Origin of the sequence: Bombilactobacillus bombi (genome assembly GCF_003522965.1) — a bacterium.
Classification (GTDB): Bacteria; Bacillota; Bacilli; order Lactobacillales; family Lactobacillaceae; genus Bombilactobacillus; species Bombilactobacillus bombi.
In genome coordinates this window covers 1572107-1588716 of sequence record NZ_CP031513.1, presented here as the reverse complement: position 1 = coordinate 1588716, position 16610 = coordinate 1572107, and the positions used below count along the sequence as shown (strand labels likewise).

13 protein-coding genes and 1 riboswitch are annotated in these 16610 nt (G+C 35.3%); of the genes, 9 read left to right on the top strand and 4 right to left on the bottom strand.

Annotated elements, in window-relative coordinates; genetic code table 11:
* Positions 1-315 precede the first annotated feature (315 nt).
* Positions 316-1236 (bottom strand): ribokinase, encoded by a 921-nt coding sequence (rbsK, locus tag DS830_RS07650; RefSeq protein WP_118908882.1) that lies wholly within the window; start codon positions 1234-1236, stop codon positions 316-318.
* 211 nt (positions 1237-1447) lie between these two features.
* Between rbsK and DS830_RS07645 the strand changes: the two genes are divergently transcribed.
* The 3 genes from DS830_RS07645 to DS830_RS07635 all read left to right on the top strand — a co-directional run bounded on the left by DS830_RS07645 (position 1448) and on the right by DS830_RS07635 (position 5634).
* The gene (locus tag DS830_RS07645) at positions 1448-2608 is read left to right on the top strand and encodes a galactokinase (protein WP_240366856.1); all 1161 of its coding nucleotides are present in this window, start codon (positions 1448-1450) and stop codon (positions 2606-2608) included.
* Positions 2609-2621: 13 nt separating this feature from the next.
* The gene (locus DS830_RS07640) at positions 2622-4097 is read left to right on the top strand and encodes a UDP-glucose--hexose-1-phosphate uridylyltransferase (RefSeq protein ID WP_118908880.1); all 1476 of its coding nucleotides are present in this window, start codon (positions 2622-2624) and stop codon (positions 4095-4097) included.
* A gap of 100 nt (positions 4098-4197) precedes the next feature.
* Complete coding sequence (locus DS830_RS07635; RefSeq protein ID WP_118900077.1) at positions 4198-5634, top strand: MFS transporter; 1437 nt, start codon at positions 4198-4200, stop codon at positions 5632-5634.
* Positions 5635-5689: 55 nt separating this feature from the next.
* Here the strand turns inward: DS830_RS07635 and DS830_RS07630 are convergent, their stop codons facing one another.
* Entirely contained in the window at positions 5690-6283 is a 594-nt protein-coding gene (locus tag DS830_RS07630) for an ECF transporter S component (RefSeq protein WP_118908879.1), read from the bottom strand.
* A 124-nt stretch (positions 6284-6407) separates the two neighbouring features.
* Positions 6408-6587: riboswitch (Lysine riboswitch) on the top strand.
* A gap of 85 nt (positions 6588-6672) precedes the next feature.
* On the opposite strand from DS830_RS07630, the gene DS830_RS07625 reads away from it, so the two are divergent.
* On the top strand, positions 6673-8106 hold the full coding sequence (locus tag DS830_RS07625) for an amino acid permease (protein WP_276102880.1): 1434 nt from the start codon (positions 6673-6675) through the stop codon (positions 8104-8106).
* A gap of 48 nt (positions 8107-8154) precedes the next feature.
* Here the strand turns inward: DS830_RS07625 and treC are convergent, their stop codons facing one another.
* Together treC and treR are read right to left on the bottom strand one after the other, a co-directional pair.
* Complete coding sequence (gene treC, locus DS830_RS07620) at positions 8155-9813, bottom strand: alpha,alpha-phosphotrehalase (protein ID WP_118908878.1); 1659 nt, start codon at positions 9811-9813, stop codon at positions 8155-8157.
* Complete coding sequence (gene treR / locus DS830_RS07615) at positions 9810-10544, bottom strand: trehalose operon repressor (RefSeq protein ID WP_118900082.1); 735 nt, start codon at positions 10542-10544, stop codon at positions 9810-9812. Before treR ends, treC begins: the two co-directional genes overlap by 4 nt.
* Before the next feature lie 222 nt (positions 10545-10766).
* Between treR and DS830_RS07610 the strand changes: the two genes are divergently transcribed.
* From DS830_RS07610 to DS830_RS07590, 5 genes are all read left to right on the top strand, one after another.
* Positions 10767-12743: a PTS sugar transporter subunit IIABC gene (locus DS830_RS07610; RefSeq protein ID WP_118908877.1), complete on the top strand. Its 1977-nt coding sequence runs from the start codon at positions 10767-10769 to the stop codon at positions 12741-12743.
* A gap of 115 nt (positions 12744-12858) precedes the next feature.
* Positions 12859-13557 carry a Bax inhibitor-1 family protein gene (locus DS830_RS07605; protein ID WP_118908876.1) on the top strand — a complete coding sequence of 233 codons (699 nt, stop codon included), beginning with the start codon at positions 12859-12861 and terminating at the stop codon, positions 13555-13557.
* A 61-nt stretch (positions 13558-13618) separates the two neighbouring features.
* Positions 13619-14797, top strand: a complete 1179-nt coding sequence (locus tag DS830_RS07600; RefSeq protein ID WP_118908875.1) for an MFS transporter — start codon at positions 13619-13621, stop codon at positions 14795-14797.
* Positions 14798-14810: 13 nt separating this feature from the next.
* Positions 14811-15608 (top strand): bifunctional hydroxymethylpyrimidine kinase/phosphomethylpyrimidine kinase, encoded by a 798-nt coding sequence (gene thiD / locus DS830_RS07595; protein ID WP_118900096.1) that lies wholly within the window; start codon positions 14811-14813, stop codon positions 15606-15608.
* Positions 15583-16485, top strand: a complete 903-nt coding sequence (locus DS830_RS07590) for an NAD(P)-dependent oxidoreductase (protein WP_276102875.1) — start codon at positions 15583-15585, stop codon at positions 16483-16485. The genes thiD and DS830_RS07590 overlap by 26 nt, the downstream gene beginning before the upstream one ends.
* The last annotated feature ends 125 nt before the right edge of the window (positions 16486-16610 follow it).

Below are 16610 nucleotides of genomic sequence, written 5' to 3'. Positions count from 1 at the left end.
TCTTATCATATTTTAACGCATGATAAGAGTATTTTAACATTTTATTTAACTTGATAACGAACTTCACCATTTAAATAAGTCTGCCAGAGATTCATATCGGAATCTAAAACAATAAAATCAGCTGCTGATACAGCTTTCACAAAATTTTTTACTCACTTAAACTCGGCAGAATTATGGCGTTTATTTCAGTGTTGTTGTAATTTGACATAAATAGTTATTGGGGCATCAATAAAGTACACGAAACCTCTATTTCCTGGGAAATAATTTTCTTTATAATTATTTGGGCATAGTTAACAGTATAACCATCACCAATTATTAATTTTCTGCATCTATAATTTCTTGTTTAAATGGAATCGCTGGTTGTGCGCCAAAACGTTGTACTGTAAGTGAAGATGCCCGATTTCCATATTTAATGGCGGCGGGCAAATTATTAAAGTCTTTTTGTAAGACACTGCACAAAGCTCCAATGAAGGTGTCGCCTGCGGCGGTAGTATCAACTGCTTTCACTTTAAATGCTGGGACAATCCCACTTCCTTGATGGTCAACATCATAAAAGGCTCCTTTGCTTCCAATAGTAATAATTACCGCTTTAATTCCTAAATTATGGAAATATTGAGCTGATTTTTGCATACTATCCAAATCGGTTACTTTAATCCCTGTTAAAGTTTCTGTTTCCGTTTCGTTAGGGATAATCAAATCAGTTACTGCTAATAATTCGTTAGGAACATGTTCCATTGCTGGGGCAGGATTTAAAATAGTTTTGACACCAGATTGACGTGCAATTTCAAATGCTTTAATCGTACTATCTACTGGACTTTCAAATTGTGCAATCACAAAGTCGCTAGCTTCAATCAAACTCGCTTGAGTCTGCACATAATCAGGCTCAAATAACATATTAGCTCCTGAGTGAATCATAATGCGGTTTTCACCTGCATCATCTACAATAATATATGCCTGACCAGTAGTTTGATTAGAAATTATTTTTATTCCATTAACATTCATTTTTTCTCGTTTTAATAAATCGAACATTGATTTACCAGCTTCATCGTCACCTATAGCGCCAATAAAATTTGTTTGTGCACCTGATCTTTGAGAAGCTACTGCCTGATTAGCACCTTTACCTCCTGCAGCAGAAAAGATTTCTTTTGTATGAATGGTTTCTCCTGCTTGAGGTGCACGGACAACCCGAATATTACGGTCTAAATTAATACTTCCAATTACTGTTACAGTAGTCATTATATTCCTCCAAAATGTTTTGAATGAGAATTCTTACACAATTACTTTATCACGAAGTAGCCTCTATTCGTTAGTATTACATCAATAACATTATTATTCTTTTTAATCTTTTAAAAATTGCAAATTTTATCTGATTTTAATTCATTTAATCGTTATAATAATTGCAGTAATTACAAATAATTAGGAGGATTTTTAGCTAATGGATAATCAAATTAACACTACTTCTTTAAAAACAGAATTTACTAAAATTTTTCATAGTGAGCCTACAGATTACTATTTTGCACCAGGTCGAATCAATTTAATTGGTGAACATACTGATTATAATGGTGGTCAAGTTTTCCCCTGTGCCATTAGTCTAGGTACATATGCTGCTGTTAAAGCACGCGACGATCAAAAAATCCGCCTATATTCAGTTAATTTTGCTGAAGACGGTATTACTACTTTTAATTTTACTAAATTAGAATATGTGGCTCATAGTTGGACTAATTACCCTAAAGGAATGTTCAAATATTGGCAAGAACACGGGCATGCTTGTACTCATGGTTTAGATATTTTAGTTCAAGGAAATATTCCTGCTGGAGGCGGTTTATCGTCTTCAGCATCAATTGAAATGCTTTTTGGTAAGATTTTAGCAGATCAATATCAAGACCAGATTGCTCAAATTGACTTAGTGAAAATGGGTCAAGAAGTAGAAAATAAATTTATTGATGTCCAATCAGGAATTATGGATCAATTTGCTGTAGGTATGGGACAACCCAATCAAGCTATTTTGTTAGATACCAACACTTTAAAGTTCGAAATGGTTCCAGTTAATTTACAAGATTATCAAATCATTATTATGAACACTAATAAAAAGCGGACCCTGGCTGATTCTAAATATAATGAGCGCCGGCAAGAGTGTGAAGAAGCATTAAAACGTATTCAAAAAATTTCCGATATATCCGATCTAGGAGCTTTAGATAAAGATAGTTTTGACACTTATACTTACGCAATTGCTGATGAAACTTTAATTAAACGAGCTCGCCATGCAGTGTTTGAAAATCAGCGTACTATCAAAGCTGGCGAAGCACTAAAACATGATCAACTAGCTATTTTCGGCCGTTTAATGAACGCTTCTCATGTTTCATTAGAATATGATTATGAAGTTACTGGAAAAGAATTAGATACCTTAGTTCACAGTGCTTGGAAGCATGGTGCTTTAGGCGCACGTATGACAGGAGCAGGTTTTGGCGGTTGTGCCTTAGCCTTAGTTGAAAAAAATAATCTTGACCAGTTTATTCAAGCAGTCAATCAGGATTATCAAACTCGTATTGGCTATGCTGCTGATTTTTACCCTGCTGAAATAGTTGGTGGACCCCAAAAAATTAAATAAAGAAGAAGAGAAAATGTCAGAAAATTTAGTTACTTTATTTGCCGATAAAATTATTACGCAACAAAAAACCTTTTACCCACTTGATCGTAATTATCTGATTAATAAAGTTTATGCTTTAGTTGGCGATTTCGTTATTGATTATCCAACAACGAAAAATCTTGAAATGTTAGATATTGTTCAACTATTAGTTGATAATGCAGTTGCTAACCAACAAATTGCTGCTGATTCCAATAGTCGCGAAATTTTGGCTTGCCAGCTAACAGATCTTTATACTCCCGCCCCAAGTCAAATTAATCAACACTTTTGGAATCAATATCAATTAAGTCCTCAAGCAGCAACTGATTATTTTTATCAGATTTGTGAGCAAAACAACTACATCAAAACTAAAGATAATGCTAAAAATATCAGTTATCAAACTTCAACTGCTTATGGTGATTTAGAAATCACTATTAACTTGGCCAAACCAGAAAAAGATCCTAAAGCCATTGCAGCAGCACGTTTACAAAAAAATAATGGTTATCCTGCTGATAAACTGAGCATGGAAAATGAAGGTTATTTGGGACGGGCAGATTTTCCAGCTCGTACTAATCATCGAATTATTCGTCTGACTTTGGGAGGCGAGACTTGGGGTTTTCAATATTCTCCTTATGCTTATTTTAATGAGCATTGTATTTTTCTTTCAAATCAGCAGCGCCCCATGCACATTGACAGCGAAACTTTTACTAATTTGTTTGAAATTGTTCGCCTTTTTCCCCATTATTTTGTTGGCAGTAATGCTGATTTACCTATTGTTGGTGGCTCAGTATTAAGCCACGATCATTATCAAGGCGGTCGTCATCTTTTTCCAATGATGAAAGCTCCTTTAAAAACAAGCTTCCAGTTAAAAAATCACCCCCAAATTACAGCTGGTATCGTAAATTGGCCGATGTCGGTTATTAGATTAGCAGGTAATAATCCGACTGATTTGATTCAAGCTAGCCAAGAAATTTTGACTGCTTGGCAACATTATAGTGACGAATCAGTCAACGTTAGAGCAATTGTTGCTGACAAACAGCATCATACAATTACCCCGATTGTTTATCGCCAAAATCAACAATGGATAATTGATTTAGTCTTGCGCGACAATCAAACCTCTCAGCAGTATCCTGATGGCATTTTTCATCCTCATCAAGATGTTCAACACATCAAAAAAGAAAATATCGGCCTCATTGAAGTTATGGGTCGGGCAATTTTACCAGGTAGATTGCAACAAGAACTACAGGAAGTTAAACATTACTTATTACAAGAACCTAATCATATTGCCGATTATCATTTAACTTGGGCTCAAAGTTTGCAAAAGAGCCACACAATTAATGATTCTAACGTTGAGCAAATTATTAAAGATTCTGTTGGCCAAATTTTTGCACGGGTTCTTGAAGATGCTGGCGTCTTTAAAAATAATCCAGTAGGAGAAGAGGCCTTTCAACGCTTTCTGCAAGTATTAAATTAATAATTAGTTTTTTAAATTTTTTCCTAACAAAATAGTTTTTTTTATACAAACTTGTGTGTATAATAGGCTACAACTTTATCATTCAAGGGAGATGGAGCTGATGGCCGATAAAATTGCCAGCTATCAAAATGATGCTCAAGTGCAAAAACACCGGTGGTTAATTCTCACTGCTGTAGGTTTATTTACTTTTATGTCAACACTCGATGGTAGTATTGTCAATATTGCTTTGCCAGTGATTAGTCGGGATTTACATATTCCGATGAATCAAGCGGAGTGGGTAGTTTCCTTATATCTAATTATTATTTGTGCTTTACTTTTATTTTTTGGCAAGTTAAGCGACAATCTAGGTAAGATTAAAGTTTTTCGTTTTGGTACTGTCCTTTTTATTTTGGGTTCATTACTTGCAGGCTTTCGAATTAGTTTGTTCTTTTTATTATTTGCGCGGACGATTCAAGCTTTAGGTGCCGCAATGACTATGGCCACTAATAATGGTATTATTACGGAAATTTTCCCTAGTACCCAACGTGGTCAAGCTTTAGGATTGATTGGCTCTTTTGTCGCCTTGGGCTCGATTGCAGGACCCGGTATTGGTGGTTTGTTGTTAGCAAAATTCAGCTGGAGTTATATTTTTTGGATTAATGTCCCGATTGGTTTAATTGCAATTGTGGTCGGCTATTTTGTCTTTCCCAAAGATATTACCTTAGCTCATGCACCTCTTGACAAAATGGGGGCTGGCAGTTTTGCTGTTACGATGATTTCCTTATTTGGCGGTGTCTTTGTGGGCCAGCAAGTAGGCTTTAAACAAATAGGCGTGTTGGTATTATTCATCGTCGCTCTTATTGCTGTCATTACCTTTGTGCGAACCGAATTAAGTTATGACAATCCATTACTATCGTTTTCTCTCTTTAAAAATCCCAATTTCTCATTAAGTCTATTATGTGCACTTTTAATTTTTATCACTAATTTCTTTTTCAATGTAGTTACCCCTTTCTATCTGGAAAATGCCCGCCAGTTAACTCCTAGCCAAACTGGCTATATCCTTATGATTTTCCCAATTATTCAGGTAATTGCTGCTCCTTTAGCCGGTAGTGCCTCGGATAAAATTGGACCTAAGTTAATTACTTTTATAGGTTTAATTTTCATTTTGTTAAGTCAAATCGGATATGTCCTATGTGGCCTGCACACTTCAATGGGACTCTTTATAGTTAGTGTAGCTTTCATGGGTCTAGGCAACGGAATCTTTAGCTCTCCTAATAATTCTTTGGTTATGAGTTCAGTTGCTACCAAAGATTTAGGTATTGCTGGCAGTATTAATTCACTATCACGGAATTTGGGTATGGTAATTGGTATTTCTAGTGCTACCACGATTTTATTTGCGGCCATGAGTCATAATTATGGTCATCATGTCACCACTTACTTGCCTCAGCATCCAGAAGTCTTTATTTATGGTATGCATGTTGTCTTCTTTATTTCCGCTGTTATTTGTTTAATCGCTACCGTCTTAACTGGTTGGCGTTTATTAGCTAAAGAAAACTAAAAACTGTCTAAAAAGGCTGGAACAATTAAACTTGCTCCAGTCTTTTTTTTGGAATTTAATTATCTAAAAACTTATTTGCACGTAACACTGCCAAACAAATCATGGGCACAATAATTATAGCTGCAATTAATTCTGGAATGCCATTAGTAGCCACTACGGTCATAATGACTCCATTTAAAGCTCCTGAAGTCACTTTATAAGCACTCGCCATGGCACCGGCAAACATTAAGCGCATCAAGCCTAAAACGGTGATTGTATTGGTTAAAGAACCAATCGCTGCCGCTAAAGCCATGCGTACTGTTTGCGATTTGATTTTGTTTTTAGTGCTGCGATAAATAATCCCCGCTAAATAGCCCACCAAAATCCGTGGTAATACTGCAATGATTGGATTAGTGAAGATCATTGTATCCAAAGGACTCGTTGGCGCGCTATAAGCGCGAATCATCGTCCCTAATCCCCAAATCAAGCCCACTAATGCGCCATCTCCAGGTCCTAAAACAATTGCCGCTACAATTACGGTTAAATGAATAATCGTTACATTGACTAATCCTAAAGGAATAAAACCCAGAAAGGGAGTCATTGATTGAACCAAAATAATCGCTATTAAAATAGCCCGAATTGCTAGTTTATATGCTTTATGTTTTCTCATTTTTTCATCCTATAAATGTGTTGTTGTTATTATATTACAAAATATCCTCTAATTATTAATAATTTGTATCAATTTGCGTTTTTTCTTGACTTTGTCTTAATTTAATTTAAACTTATTTAATATAAATCAAAGAAGAGGTTGCCAAACTTATCAGTAAACTTATGAAGACGATACAGCGTTGTAGATATAAGTTGAAAGGATTTTTGGCCGAAATCGTTTATTACTGTTTTAATATTCGGTTGGGACTAGATTTAATAAATCTAGGACTGTCGCAACCCAATCGTTGCGGAGCGCTATCTACGATTATACCCGTAGGCCTCTTAGCGCTTTTTGTTAAGAGGCTTTTAATCGTTTTTAGAGTTCTTCTTACAAGGTAAAGGAGAATTATTGTGGCTGAAAAAGATACTGTCCAACGGAATTTAAAAACGCGTCACGTAACAATGATTGCTTTGGGGGGATGTATTGGAACTGGATTATTCATGACTTCTGGTTCTACCATCTCTAAAGCCGGACCTGGTGGAGGTCTGGTAGCTTATATTGCTATGGGAATCATGGTTTACTTCTTAATGACTAGTTTAGGCGAACTAGCAACTAATTTGCCTGTTTCTGGTTCATTTGCTACTTACAATGCTAAATATGTAGACCCCGCTTTAGGATTTGCGATGGGCTGGAATTATTGGTTTAATTGGGCCATTACAGTGGCTGTTGATATTTCTACGGCTGCTTTGCTAATTCAATACTGGCTGCCTAAATCGCCCGGTTGGATTTGGAGTTTATTAGTTTTAGTTGTTATTTTTTTGATTAATGCCTTAACAGTTTCTACTTTTGGAGAGACTGAGTACTGGTTATCCATTATTAAAGTAATTACAGTTATTGTGTTTTTGATTATTGGTTTTGCTATGATTTTTGGTATTATGACTGGTCCAGCAGTGGGGTTGAAAAACTTCACCTATAAAAAGGCCCCTTTTGTGGGTGGCTTACCAGCTATTATTAACGTCTTTTTAATTGCTGGATTTTCTTTTCAGGGAACAGAATTAATCGGTGTAACTGCTGGTGAATCTGAAAATCCTGAAGAAGCCGTACCAAAGGCTATCAATGATGTTTTCTGGCGGATTTTATTATTTTATATTTTATCTATTTTTGTTATTGCTGCTTTAATACCTTATACCAGTCCTAATTTGTTAAGTGCTGCTGATGGTAATATCGCTGTTTCACCATTTACCTTGGTCTTTAAACGTGCTGGTTTAGCTTTTGCTGCTAGTCTAATGAATACAGTTGTTTTAACATCAGTTTTATCTTCCGCTAATTCTGGTGCTTATGCTTCTACCAGAATGTTATATGCACTAGCTAAGGATAACTACGCTCCCAAGATTTTCGCAAAAACTACTAAAAGTGGGATTCCCTTTTATGCACTGCTTGCTACAATTATTGTTTCCTTATTAACCTTTACGACTAGTATTTTTGGTCAAAAAATTTATATGTGGTTGGTTGCTGCTTCTGGATTAACTGGATTTATTGCTTGGGTAGGTATTGCTTTGAGCCATTACCGCTTTCGGAGAGCTTTTATTAAGCAAGGACATGATTTAAGCGAACTCAAATATCATGCCAAATTATTCCCATTGGGACCGATTATTGCATTAATTTTATGTATTATCGTTATTGGTGGCCAAAATATTGATGCCTTTATTAATTGGGATTGGCAACAAATTGGTGTTACTTATATTAGTGTACCGCTAGTTTTAATCTTGTATTTTGGTTACAAATTCAAACACCATACTAAGATTATTCCTCTAGAAGATATTGATCTTTCTAGTGAAAAATAAGTATAAAAAAATAACCACTCTTCATTGAAAGTGGTTATTTTTTTATACTTATTTGTTAATCAATAGCGCAATCGCTTCATAAGGCTGTAACTCAACATATTTAGGAACTTTCGAGATAACTTGATGATAATTATTAATTAGCACTTGCGTTGATAGCTCTTGATATTTTTGCGGCAATAAAAATTTGGTCGTTTGTCCGTAATAATTATTTAAAACTATTAAAATTTGTTTTTGATATTTGCGTAAATAGCCAAAGACTTGCGGATGGGTTAAATCTAGTGGTTCATAATCTCCCTGCGCAATGATAGCATAAGCTTTACGTAATTTAATTAATTTTTGGTAGTAATTAAAAATTTCACCATGATCTAACTCATCAGCAACATTAATTTGTTTTTGATTAGTTGGTCGCAGCCACGGCTTCCCTGTGGTAAATCCTGAATTAGTACTGCTATTCCAGTGCATGGGTGTACGGCTATTATCTCTAGACTTGGCTTGAATAATTGTCAGAGCTTGTTTTGCTGTTTTGCCATTATCGAGCATTTTTTGATAAGCATTCTTTGTTTCAATATCAACATAGTCATCAATACTTTGGTAATCGGGATTTATCATCCCAATTTCTTCGCCTTGATAAATATAAGGGGTGCCTCGCAATAAATGCATGCTAGTTGCTAACATTTCTGCCGATTTAACGCGATAATGTTGAGGGTCTCCAAAGCGATTTAAAGCCCAAGGTTGATCATGATTATTCCAAAACAAGGCATTCCAACCACCACCATTATTCATTCCTACTTGCCATTCGTTTAATGATTGTTTTAACTGCTTAAAGTCAAAAGGAACGCGTGTCCACTTTTCTCCATTTTGGTAATCAACTTTTAAATGATGAAAAGTAAATACCATGGTTAACTCATGGCGATCTGGCCGAGTATATAAGACTGAGTTTTGAATATCCGTAGAAGACATTTCCCCTACAGTAATAATATCTTTGTCTTGACCAAAAGTAGCCTGATTTAACTCTTGCAAATAATCTTGAACAATCGGAGTATCAGTATACATCATCTTGCTATCCATACCCTCAGGTGCATCACGCAAATCTTCATCTTTGCCGGTCACATTAATTACATCAAACCGAAAACCTTTGACGCCCTTATTACGCCAAAAATTAACAACCTTAAATAACTCACTTCTGACTTGTGGATTATGCCAATTTAAATCTGCTTGAGATGGATCATATAGATGTAAATAATATTTACCAGTAGTCCCAAATGGAGACCAAGCAGGACCGCCAAATTTAGAAGTCCAATTATTGGGTAAACTACCATCAGGTTTAGGATCGCGCAAATAAAAAAATTTTTGGTATTTATCATCGCCTGCGAGTGCCTTTTGAAACCATTCGTGTTGGGTGGAACAATGATTCAAGACCATATCCAACATCACACCAATATTATTTTTAGCCAATTGTTGAACCAATTCATCAAAATCAGCCATGGTACCGAATAAGGGATCAATTGCATAATAATCAGCAATATCATAACCATTATCATTTTGTGGAGAAACAAAAAAGGGATTGAACCAAATCATATCAATATTCAATCGCTGTAAATATGGAATTTTAGCTATTATTCCTTTTAAATCACCAATACCATCACCATCGCTATCATAAAACGACTTTGGATAAATTTGATAAATAACCTTATTTTTAAAATTCATAAAACTAATCCTCCATGAGCTGATTTACGGCGAGCAAAATCCACAAACTTAAATTTATCAGGCCGATGCATTGAAACAGTATATTGGAAAAACGATGTATCTTTTAAATAAGTTAGACTACGCACAAAAACTGCTAAATTAGGCTGTTGCAAATGCAATTTTTCCGCAATTAATTCATCAACAGGTTCTACAGTAATCGTCTTAGTAGCATAAGCAATTTCTAAATTTAATTCTTTTTCAAAATAAGAATATAAAGACGTCTGTGCTTGCTCTTTAGTAATCGCTGGTACATATTTTTTTAATACATAATCTTCGTCAATTACAATAGGTTCGCTATCAACCGTTCGCAAACGCCGTACAAAGATAGCAGCAGGATCTGTTAAAGCTAGCTGGTGAGCAATTGCTTGTGGTAAATTACGATTTTCTAAGGCCAATACCTGAGTAGTGGCGTTCATTTTTTGACTCAGATTCAACTCTGAAAAAGTTGTAATATCAGACACCGGAAATACAAACCGATTAATATCCAACACCATTGAACCTTTGCCTTTTATTTTTTGAATTAAACAAGCATCAATCAATTCATTCAGTGCTTTACGAATTGTTTCCCGAGAAGAACTATATAACTGTGCTAACGCTGGTTCACTTGGCAAAAAATCACCTGCTGGATATTGGCCATGTTTAATTTTATCGGTTAAATCTTGAGCAATTTGTAAGTATTTAGCAATTACCATTCAGTAAACTCCATTTTTTAAATTTACTATTTATTATACGCCTTTTAAATCTAGATTATACCATTCTTGTACGTACAAAAATAACATCAATTAAACTGTATAAAATTAATATTTACAAGCATTATGTTGACACTTGTCTATACAAGCTGTATTATTTATTTGAAAACGATATCAGATGTAACACAATTGTTGGATTACTTATAATAGTAAGGGGGAATTAAAATGAAGAAGCAATTACAACTATTAGCTCCTACAAGTGGTGAAATAATACCCTTAAGTAAAGTTCAAGATCAGGTTTTTTCTCAAAAAACACTTGGTGACGGATTTGGGTTAGAACCTAATGATGGACAAATTACAGCCCCAGTCACTGGGGAAATTGTCATGATTGCTGAAACAAAGCATGCAATAGGAATTAAAACTACTGACGGTGTTGAACTGTTACTTCATTTAGGTATTGATACTGTAGAACTCAAGGGTGCACCTTTTAAAATTTCTGTCGAACAAGGAAACACTGTTCATAAAGGTGACACAATTGGTTTAATGGATTTAAAAGCCATTAAAAAAGCTGGCAAATTAACCACTATTATAGTTACTATTACCAATACTGATGATGTTTTAGACAAGTTAACCCTGAATTTAGGCATAGTAACTGCAGGAGATCTTGCAGCTACCGCTAACTTAAAATCAGCCACCACTAAAACCTCATCGATAAAATCAGATAATGGCGAAAATAAATTTCATAAAACTGCCCGTTTAGTAATTAAAGCAATTGGGGGAAAGAAAAACATTAATAGTGTTATTCATTGTTTTACACGTTTAAGATTTTCCCTTAAAGACGATACAATTCCCCAAGATAAAATAGTCAATGACATCCCTGGAGTTTTAGATGTGGCTCGAGCTAATGATCAATATCAAGTTGTAATTGGTCAAACAGTTGATGATGTTTATGACGAAGTAATTAGTCAATTGGGAAGTGGTTTTGAACAATCTGAAGATCAAGGTGAATCAACAAAAAAGCCTGTAGATAATTCTTTGTTAGCAAAAACTAAACGTGGATTTTCCCAATTGATTGGTATTATTACTGGTTCTATGATGCCCGTAATTGGATTATTAGCAGCTAGCGGTATGTTAAAAGGGGTATTGAATATTTTAACTAATTTTTGTCATATGTCTACTACCTCTTCCACTTACATTATTATTAATGCAATGGCGGATTCTGCATTTTATTTTTTACCAGTAATAGTGGGCTTTACTGCAGCAAAAAAATTAGGCTCTAATCCTATTGTTGTTGCTCTTATAGCGTGTTTTTTAATTTATCCTGATTTAGTAAAGATTGTATCTTCAGGAAAATTTAATTATTATATAGCAGGCGTTGGAATTAATGCTAACTTCTTTGGCATTCCAATTCATATTCCTCAATATACTTATTCCATTTTCCCTATGATTTTTGCTGCTTGGATGGCCGCTAAAATTGAACCTTGGATTAAAAAGTGGATGCCTGTTACTCTAAGATTAATTTTTACACCTTTAGTTGAAATTCTCTTAGTTGGAATAACTGTTTTAGTAATCGTTGGACCGATTATTTCATTTATTTCTGAAGGAATAGCTTCTGTTTTGCAATGGCTTTTAACAGTTAATAGTGCCTTATCAGGACTTATTATTGGTGGTTTATATCAAGTTTTAGTCATTTTTGGATTGCATTGGGCCGTTATACCACTGATTGCCAATGATATTGCTGCTCATGGTCATAGTGTGTTAAATGGTATTGTTTCAATTACTATGATTGCCCAAGGAGCCGGTGCCCTTGCTGTATGGATTAAAACCAAAAAAAATCCAGACTTAAAGGGTTTGTCTCTTAGTGCCGCAATTTCTGCTGCAGTTGGAATTACAGAACCCGCAATGTATGGTGTCAATCTGAAATATGGTCGCGTTTTTCTAACTTCAAGTATTGGAGCAGCTATTGGTGGTCTTGTTAATGGTTTACTGAAAGTTGATATGTATGGTTTTACTGGTAGTTTAATTGGTTTCCCATCTTTTGTTCCTAAAGCTGGCCAAGGAAATCCTAATAACCTCTTATACTTTTGGATTGCTTCTGTTGTTACTATCATTGCCGCCTTTACTTTAACGTACTTATTCGGCTATCGTGAAGATGACGCAGGCAACCCTAAAACAGCACCTAAAAAGAAAAAATTAGCTTAAATTAATAATTAATTTCTGGTCTTGTCTTAAATTGGCAAGGCTTTTTCTTTGTAATTTAATGAGAATATGATTTAATGAAATCAATGATTTCTTAGTTTAATATGGAGGTAATTATATGCCAGTTATGGAACAAACCAAAGATGGTGCCTTAGCTAAATTTACATCCCTTGTTTATTTGTATACAGGTTTAGGCGTTGCCTTTTGGTTGTTGTCAGCTTTTGCTCTTGCTAAAAATCAAGCGTTCTCTATGCCCATCTTAATGTGGGGCGCCCAACATCGTTTATTAGCTACGGTTTTAGCAATTGCTATCCCAATCGGTTTACTCTATTTGTGTCAGTCCTTAGCCCAACGTTCTTATTTTTTAACATTTGTCTGTTATATAGCTTTCTTAGCGTCCTTTTCCATTACAGGTATGCCGATTTTCTTTGCTTATTCTGCTAAAAGTATTGTACAAGCAACAAGCATGACGGCAATTGCTTTCATAGTAATGGCAGGATATGGCTACTTTACAAGGACAAACTTGATGACTTGGAGTAAAACCTTAATGATTGGCCTGATTGCAGTGATTGTGGTTTCTATTTTAAATTTAATTTTATTTAAAAGTTCACTAGCAATGCTAATTATTAATGCGATTACCATGATTTTATTTCTTGGATTTATTGCTTTTGATTCACAAAATCTGAAACAAATTTATCAACAAAATCAAGGAGCCAATTTAGGTGCAATTGCTTTAATTGCTTCCATCAATTTGGTGCTCGATTTTATTAATCTTTTGCTCAGTCTTTTGTCTATCTTTGGTAATAATGACAATTAAGATCAAATTATATCGCTGCTCCTTTTAGAGGAGCAGTTTTTTATTTTTAGGAGGAATTATTTTGGCACATAAATTTCAACGCTGGGAAACTTTAATTGGAATTATCGCGTTAACCACTGTTACTCGTTTAGATTCAGTGATGGCGCCATCAATTGTAAAAATTCAACAAGCTTTTCCCAATGCGGATCCTACTCAAGTGGAGTCCATTGCCTCTATTGGTGATGTAGCTTCAATGGTTGCTTCTTTTATTTTTGGTTTTATTTTGACTAGAATTACTTACAAGCATGCAGCTATTTTAGGATTAACTTTGTTAGCTGCTGGTGGTTTATTACCGATCTTCATTCATAAAAGTGTCGCGCAATTAATCTTCTTTGCTTTGATTGTAGGTTTAGGCAGTGGTGCAATTACTACTATTTTGCCTAGTTTGTCAGCCGCAGCTTATCAAGGTGAACGGCGTTCTAATCAATTCGGTTTTAATGTAGCTTTAGAAGATGGGTTCGCGATGGTCTGGATTGTTTTAGGCGGATACTTAGCCACGATTAGCTGGATTCATAATTATTATGTTTACGCAATTACCCTTGTCGCTTTAGTTTTGGCAATTTTCTTTGTTCCTAATATCCAACCCACAGACAATAGTGCTACTAATGCCGTCGATACTAATCAACAAAAAGATCAATGGGGTTTTATTATTGCACTCGTGGTAATTTCAATGTTAGTTGAAGTTTTAGTAGCAGTCATGACTAATAAAATGGCTCTTTATTTAAATTATTACCACATTGGCGGACCTAGCACAGCTGGTCAAGCATTACTCTTTGTTCGCGCTGCTTCTATTGTTGCGGGTATATTTATTAGTTTTTATCGTAAAGCTTTTGGCAACTATTTGTTAGCTGCTGGATTTGGCTCAATTATTATTGGTGCTTTAATTTTAATTTATGTACACACTTTTTGGACTAGTGCTTTAGCCGCCTTTTTGATTGGTACCGGTGGTTCTGTTGCTTTAATTACTATTCCCTTTTTATTATCTAACCTAGCCTCTGCCAAAGTATATCCTATTGTTATGGGAACTTTCTCAGCACTAACTAGTCTTGGATTTGCTTTCTCAGCTTGGTTCTTTAAGTACACTGCACCTCTTTTTAGTACTAATAATTTAATTGGAACTTTCATCGCCATGATTGTTTTAAGTGCTATTATTATCATAGTACTAGTAGTTACTCAAATTCAAAAACGTGCAAGTAATTAAGAGGAGGGATGTTATGTCTAATTCATTTCCACAAGTAGTGACTATTGCTGGTTCTGATTGTGATGGCAGTGCCGGTTTGCAGGCTGATTTAAAAACTTTTCAAGCCCAAAAAACTTATGGTATGTCGATTCTCACCGCTGCTGTCGCTGGTAATTCCTATGGCATTTCCAATTCTATAGCTTTATCTGCTGACTTTATTGATGCTCAATTTCAAGCTCTTGCATCTGATTTCCAGATTAAAGCTGTGAAAACAGGTATGTTAACCGATCAGGCTACTATTAAATGTGTAGTCTCCAACTTACGTAAATATAATTGGCCTAATTTAGTCTTGGATCCTGTAATTATCACGAAACACCAAGCATTACTTTTAGCAGCAGATGCTTATCAAACGCTAGTTACTGAGTTGTTACCATTGGCTTTAATTGTAACTCCTAATTTTTTTGAAGCACAAAAATTGTCGGGCTTGTCTTTGAAGAATGATACTGAAATTCAACAAGCTGCCCAGAAATTGCAGCAATTAGGTGCACAAAATGTTTTAATCAAAGGAGCTCATGATAATCCACAACAAAAAGTAGTTCGTGATTATGCACTATTTGCTGATGGCAGCCACTTATGGTTAGAATCTGAGCTAATTCCCACGCAAAGAGTTAATGGAACTGGTGATACCTTATCAGCTGCTATTGCAGCCCAATTGGCTTTAGGAAATTCTTTAAAAGATAGTATCAAAATTGCAGAAGATTATACTCATCAAGCCATCGCTCATGAAATTCAAGTTGGCCATAAGTATGGCCCAATTAATCATTTCATTTAAGGAGGCTCTAAAATTGAAACTGGGATTTATTGGAACTGGTGTGATGGGCAATGCAATCGCTCACAACTTAATCAAGGCTGGTCATAACTTATGGGTTTATAACCGGACCAAGGCTAAGACAGATAACCTTGTCGCCTTAGGTGCCACTTGGTGTGCTAACCCTCAAACCGTGGTTGAAAATTCTGATGTAATCTTTACAATGTTAGGCTTTCCTAAAGATGTTGAACAAGTTTACTATGGCGATAATGGTATTTTTCAAGCTAATGTTCGTCAAAAAACTTTAATTGATATGACTACTTCTAAACCACAATTGGCCCAAAAAATTGCCCATACTGGTCAAGAAATGGGAGCTAACGTATTAGATGCTCCTGTTTCTGGAGGCGATATTGGAGCAAAAAATGGCACCTTAACTATCATGGTTGGTGGCCAGCAAGATGTCTTTACATCTTGTCAGCCATTGTTTGCAGCAATTAGCTCGCAAGCTCAACTTTTCGGTGCTGCTGGAGCTGGACAAAACACCAAGATGGCCAACCAAATTATGATTGCAGGTACCATGACCGGGTTAAGCGAGATGTTAGTCTATGCTAAAGCAGCGCACTTAGATTTACAGAAAGTGTTAGAAACTGTCGGTGCTGGCAGTGCTGCTAATTGGAGTTTAACCAACTATGGTCCTCGCATTTTAAAAAACGATTATACACCGGGATTTTTTAGTAAGCATTTTTTGAAAGATTTACGGATTGCTTTGGATACAGCCCAAGAAATGGAGATTGATTTGCCAGCTACTCAACAAGCTAAAAAGTTATATGAGCAACTAGTAGATGAAAAAAATTTAGGCGATTTAGGCACCCAAGCACTAGTAAAGCTATGGTGGGCTTAATTAAAAGACGAGGAAAATTTCCTCGTCTTTTTTGTGTATTTGTGCTTCATTGTCAAAAAATTTAACCTTTAAATTATATAATTTCTTGCCCTTATTCAGAATACATATTAAATTCCATAATTACA

Coding starts and splice junctions, on each gene's coding strand:
- rbsK (WP_118908882.1), bottom strand. CDS start 1,236: ATGACTACTGTAACAGTAATTGGAAGTATTAATTTAGACCGTAATATT.
- DS830_RS07640 (WP_118908880.1), top strand. CDS start 2,622: ATGTCAGAAAATTTAGTTACTTTATTTGCCGATAAAATTATTACGCAA.
- DS830_RS07635 (WP_118900077.1), top strand. CDS start 4,198: ATGGCCGATAAAATTGCCAGCTATCAAAATGATGCTCAAGTGCAAAAA.
- DS830_RS07630 (WP_118908879.1), bottom strand. CDS start 6,283: ATGAGAAAACATAAAGCATATAAACTAGCAATTCGGGCTATTTTAATA.
- treC (WP_118908878.1), bottom strand. CDS start 9,813: ATGAATTTTAAAAATAAGGTTATTTATCAAATTTATCCAAAGTCGTTT.
- treR (WP_118900082.1), bottom strand. CDS start 10,544: ATGGTAATTGCTAAATACTTACAAATTGCTCAAGATTTAACCGATAAA.
- DS830_RS07610 (WP_118908877.1), top strand. CDS start 10,767: ATGAAGAAGCAATTACAACTATTAGCTCCTACAAGTGGTGAAATAATA.
- DS830_RS07605 (WP_118908876.1), top strand. CDS start 12,859: ATGCCAGTTATGGAACAAACCAAAGATGGTGCCTTAGCTAAATTTACA.
- thiD (WP_118900096.1), top strand. CDS start 14,811: ATGTCTAATTCATTTCCACAAGTAGTGACTATTGCTGGTTCTGATTGT.
- DS830_RS07590 (WP_276102875.1), top strand. CDS start 15,583: ATGGCCCAATTAATCATTTCATTTAAGGAGGCTCTAAAATTGAAACTG.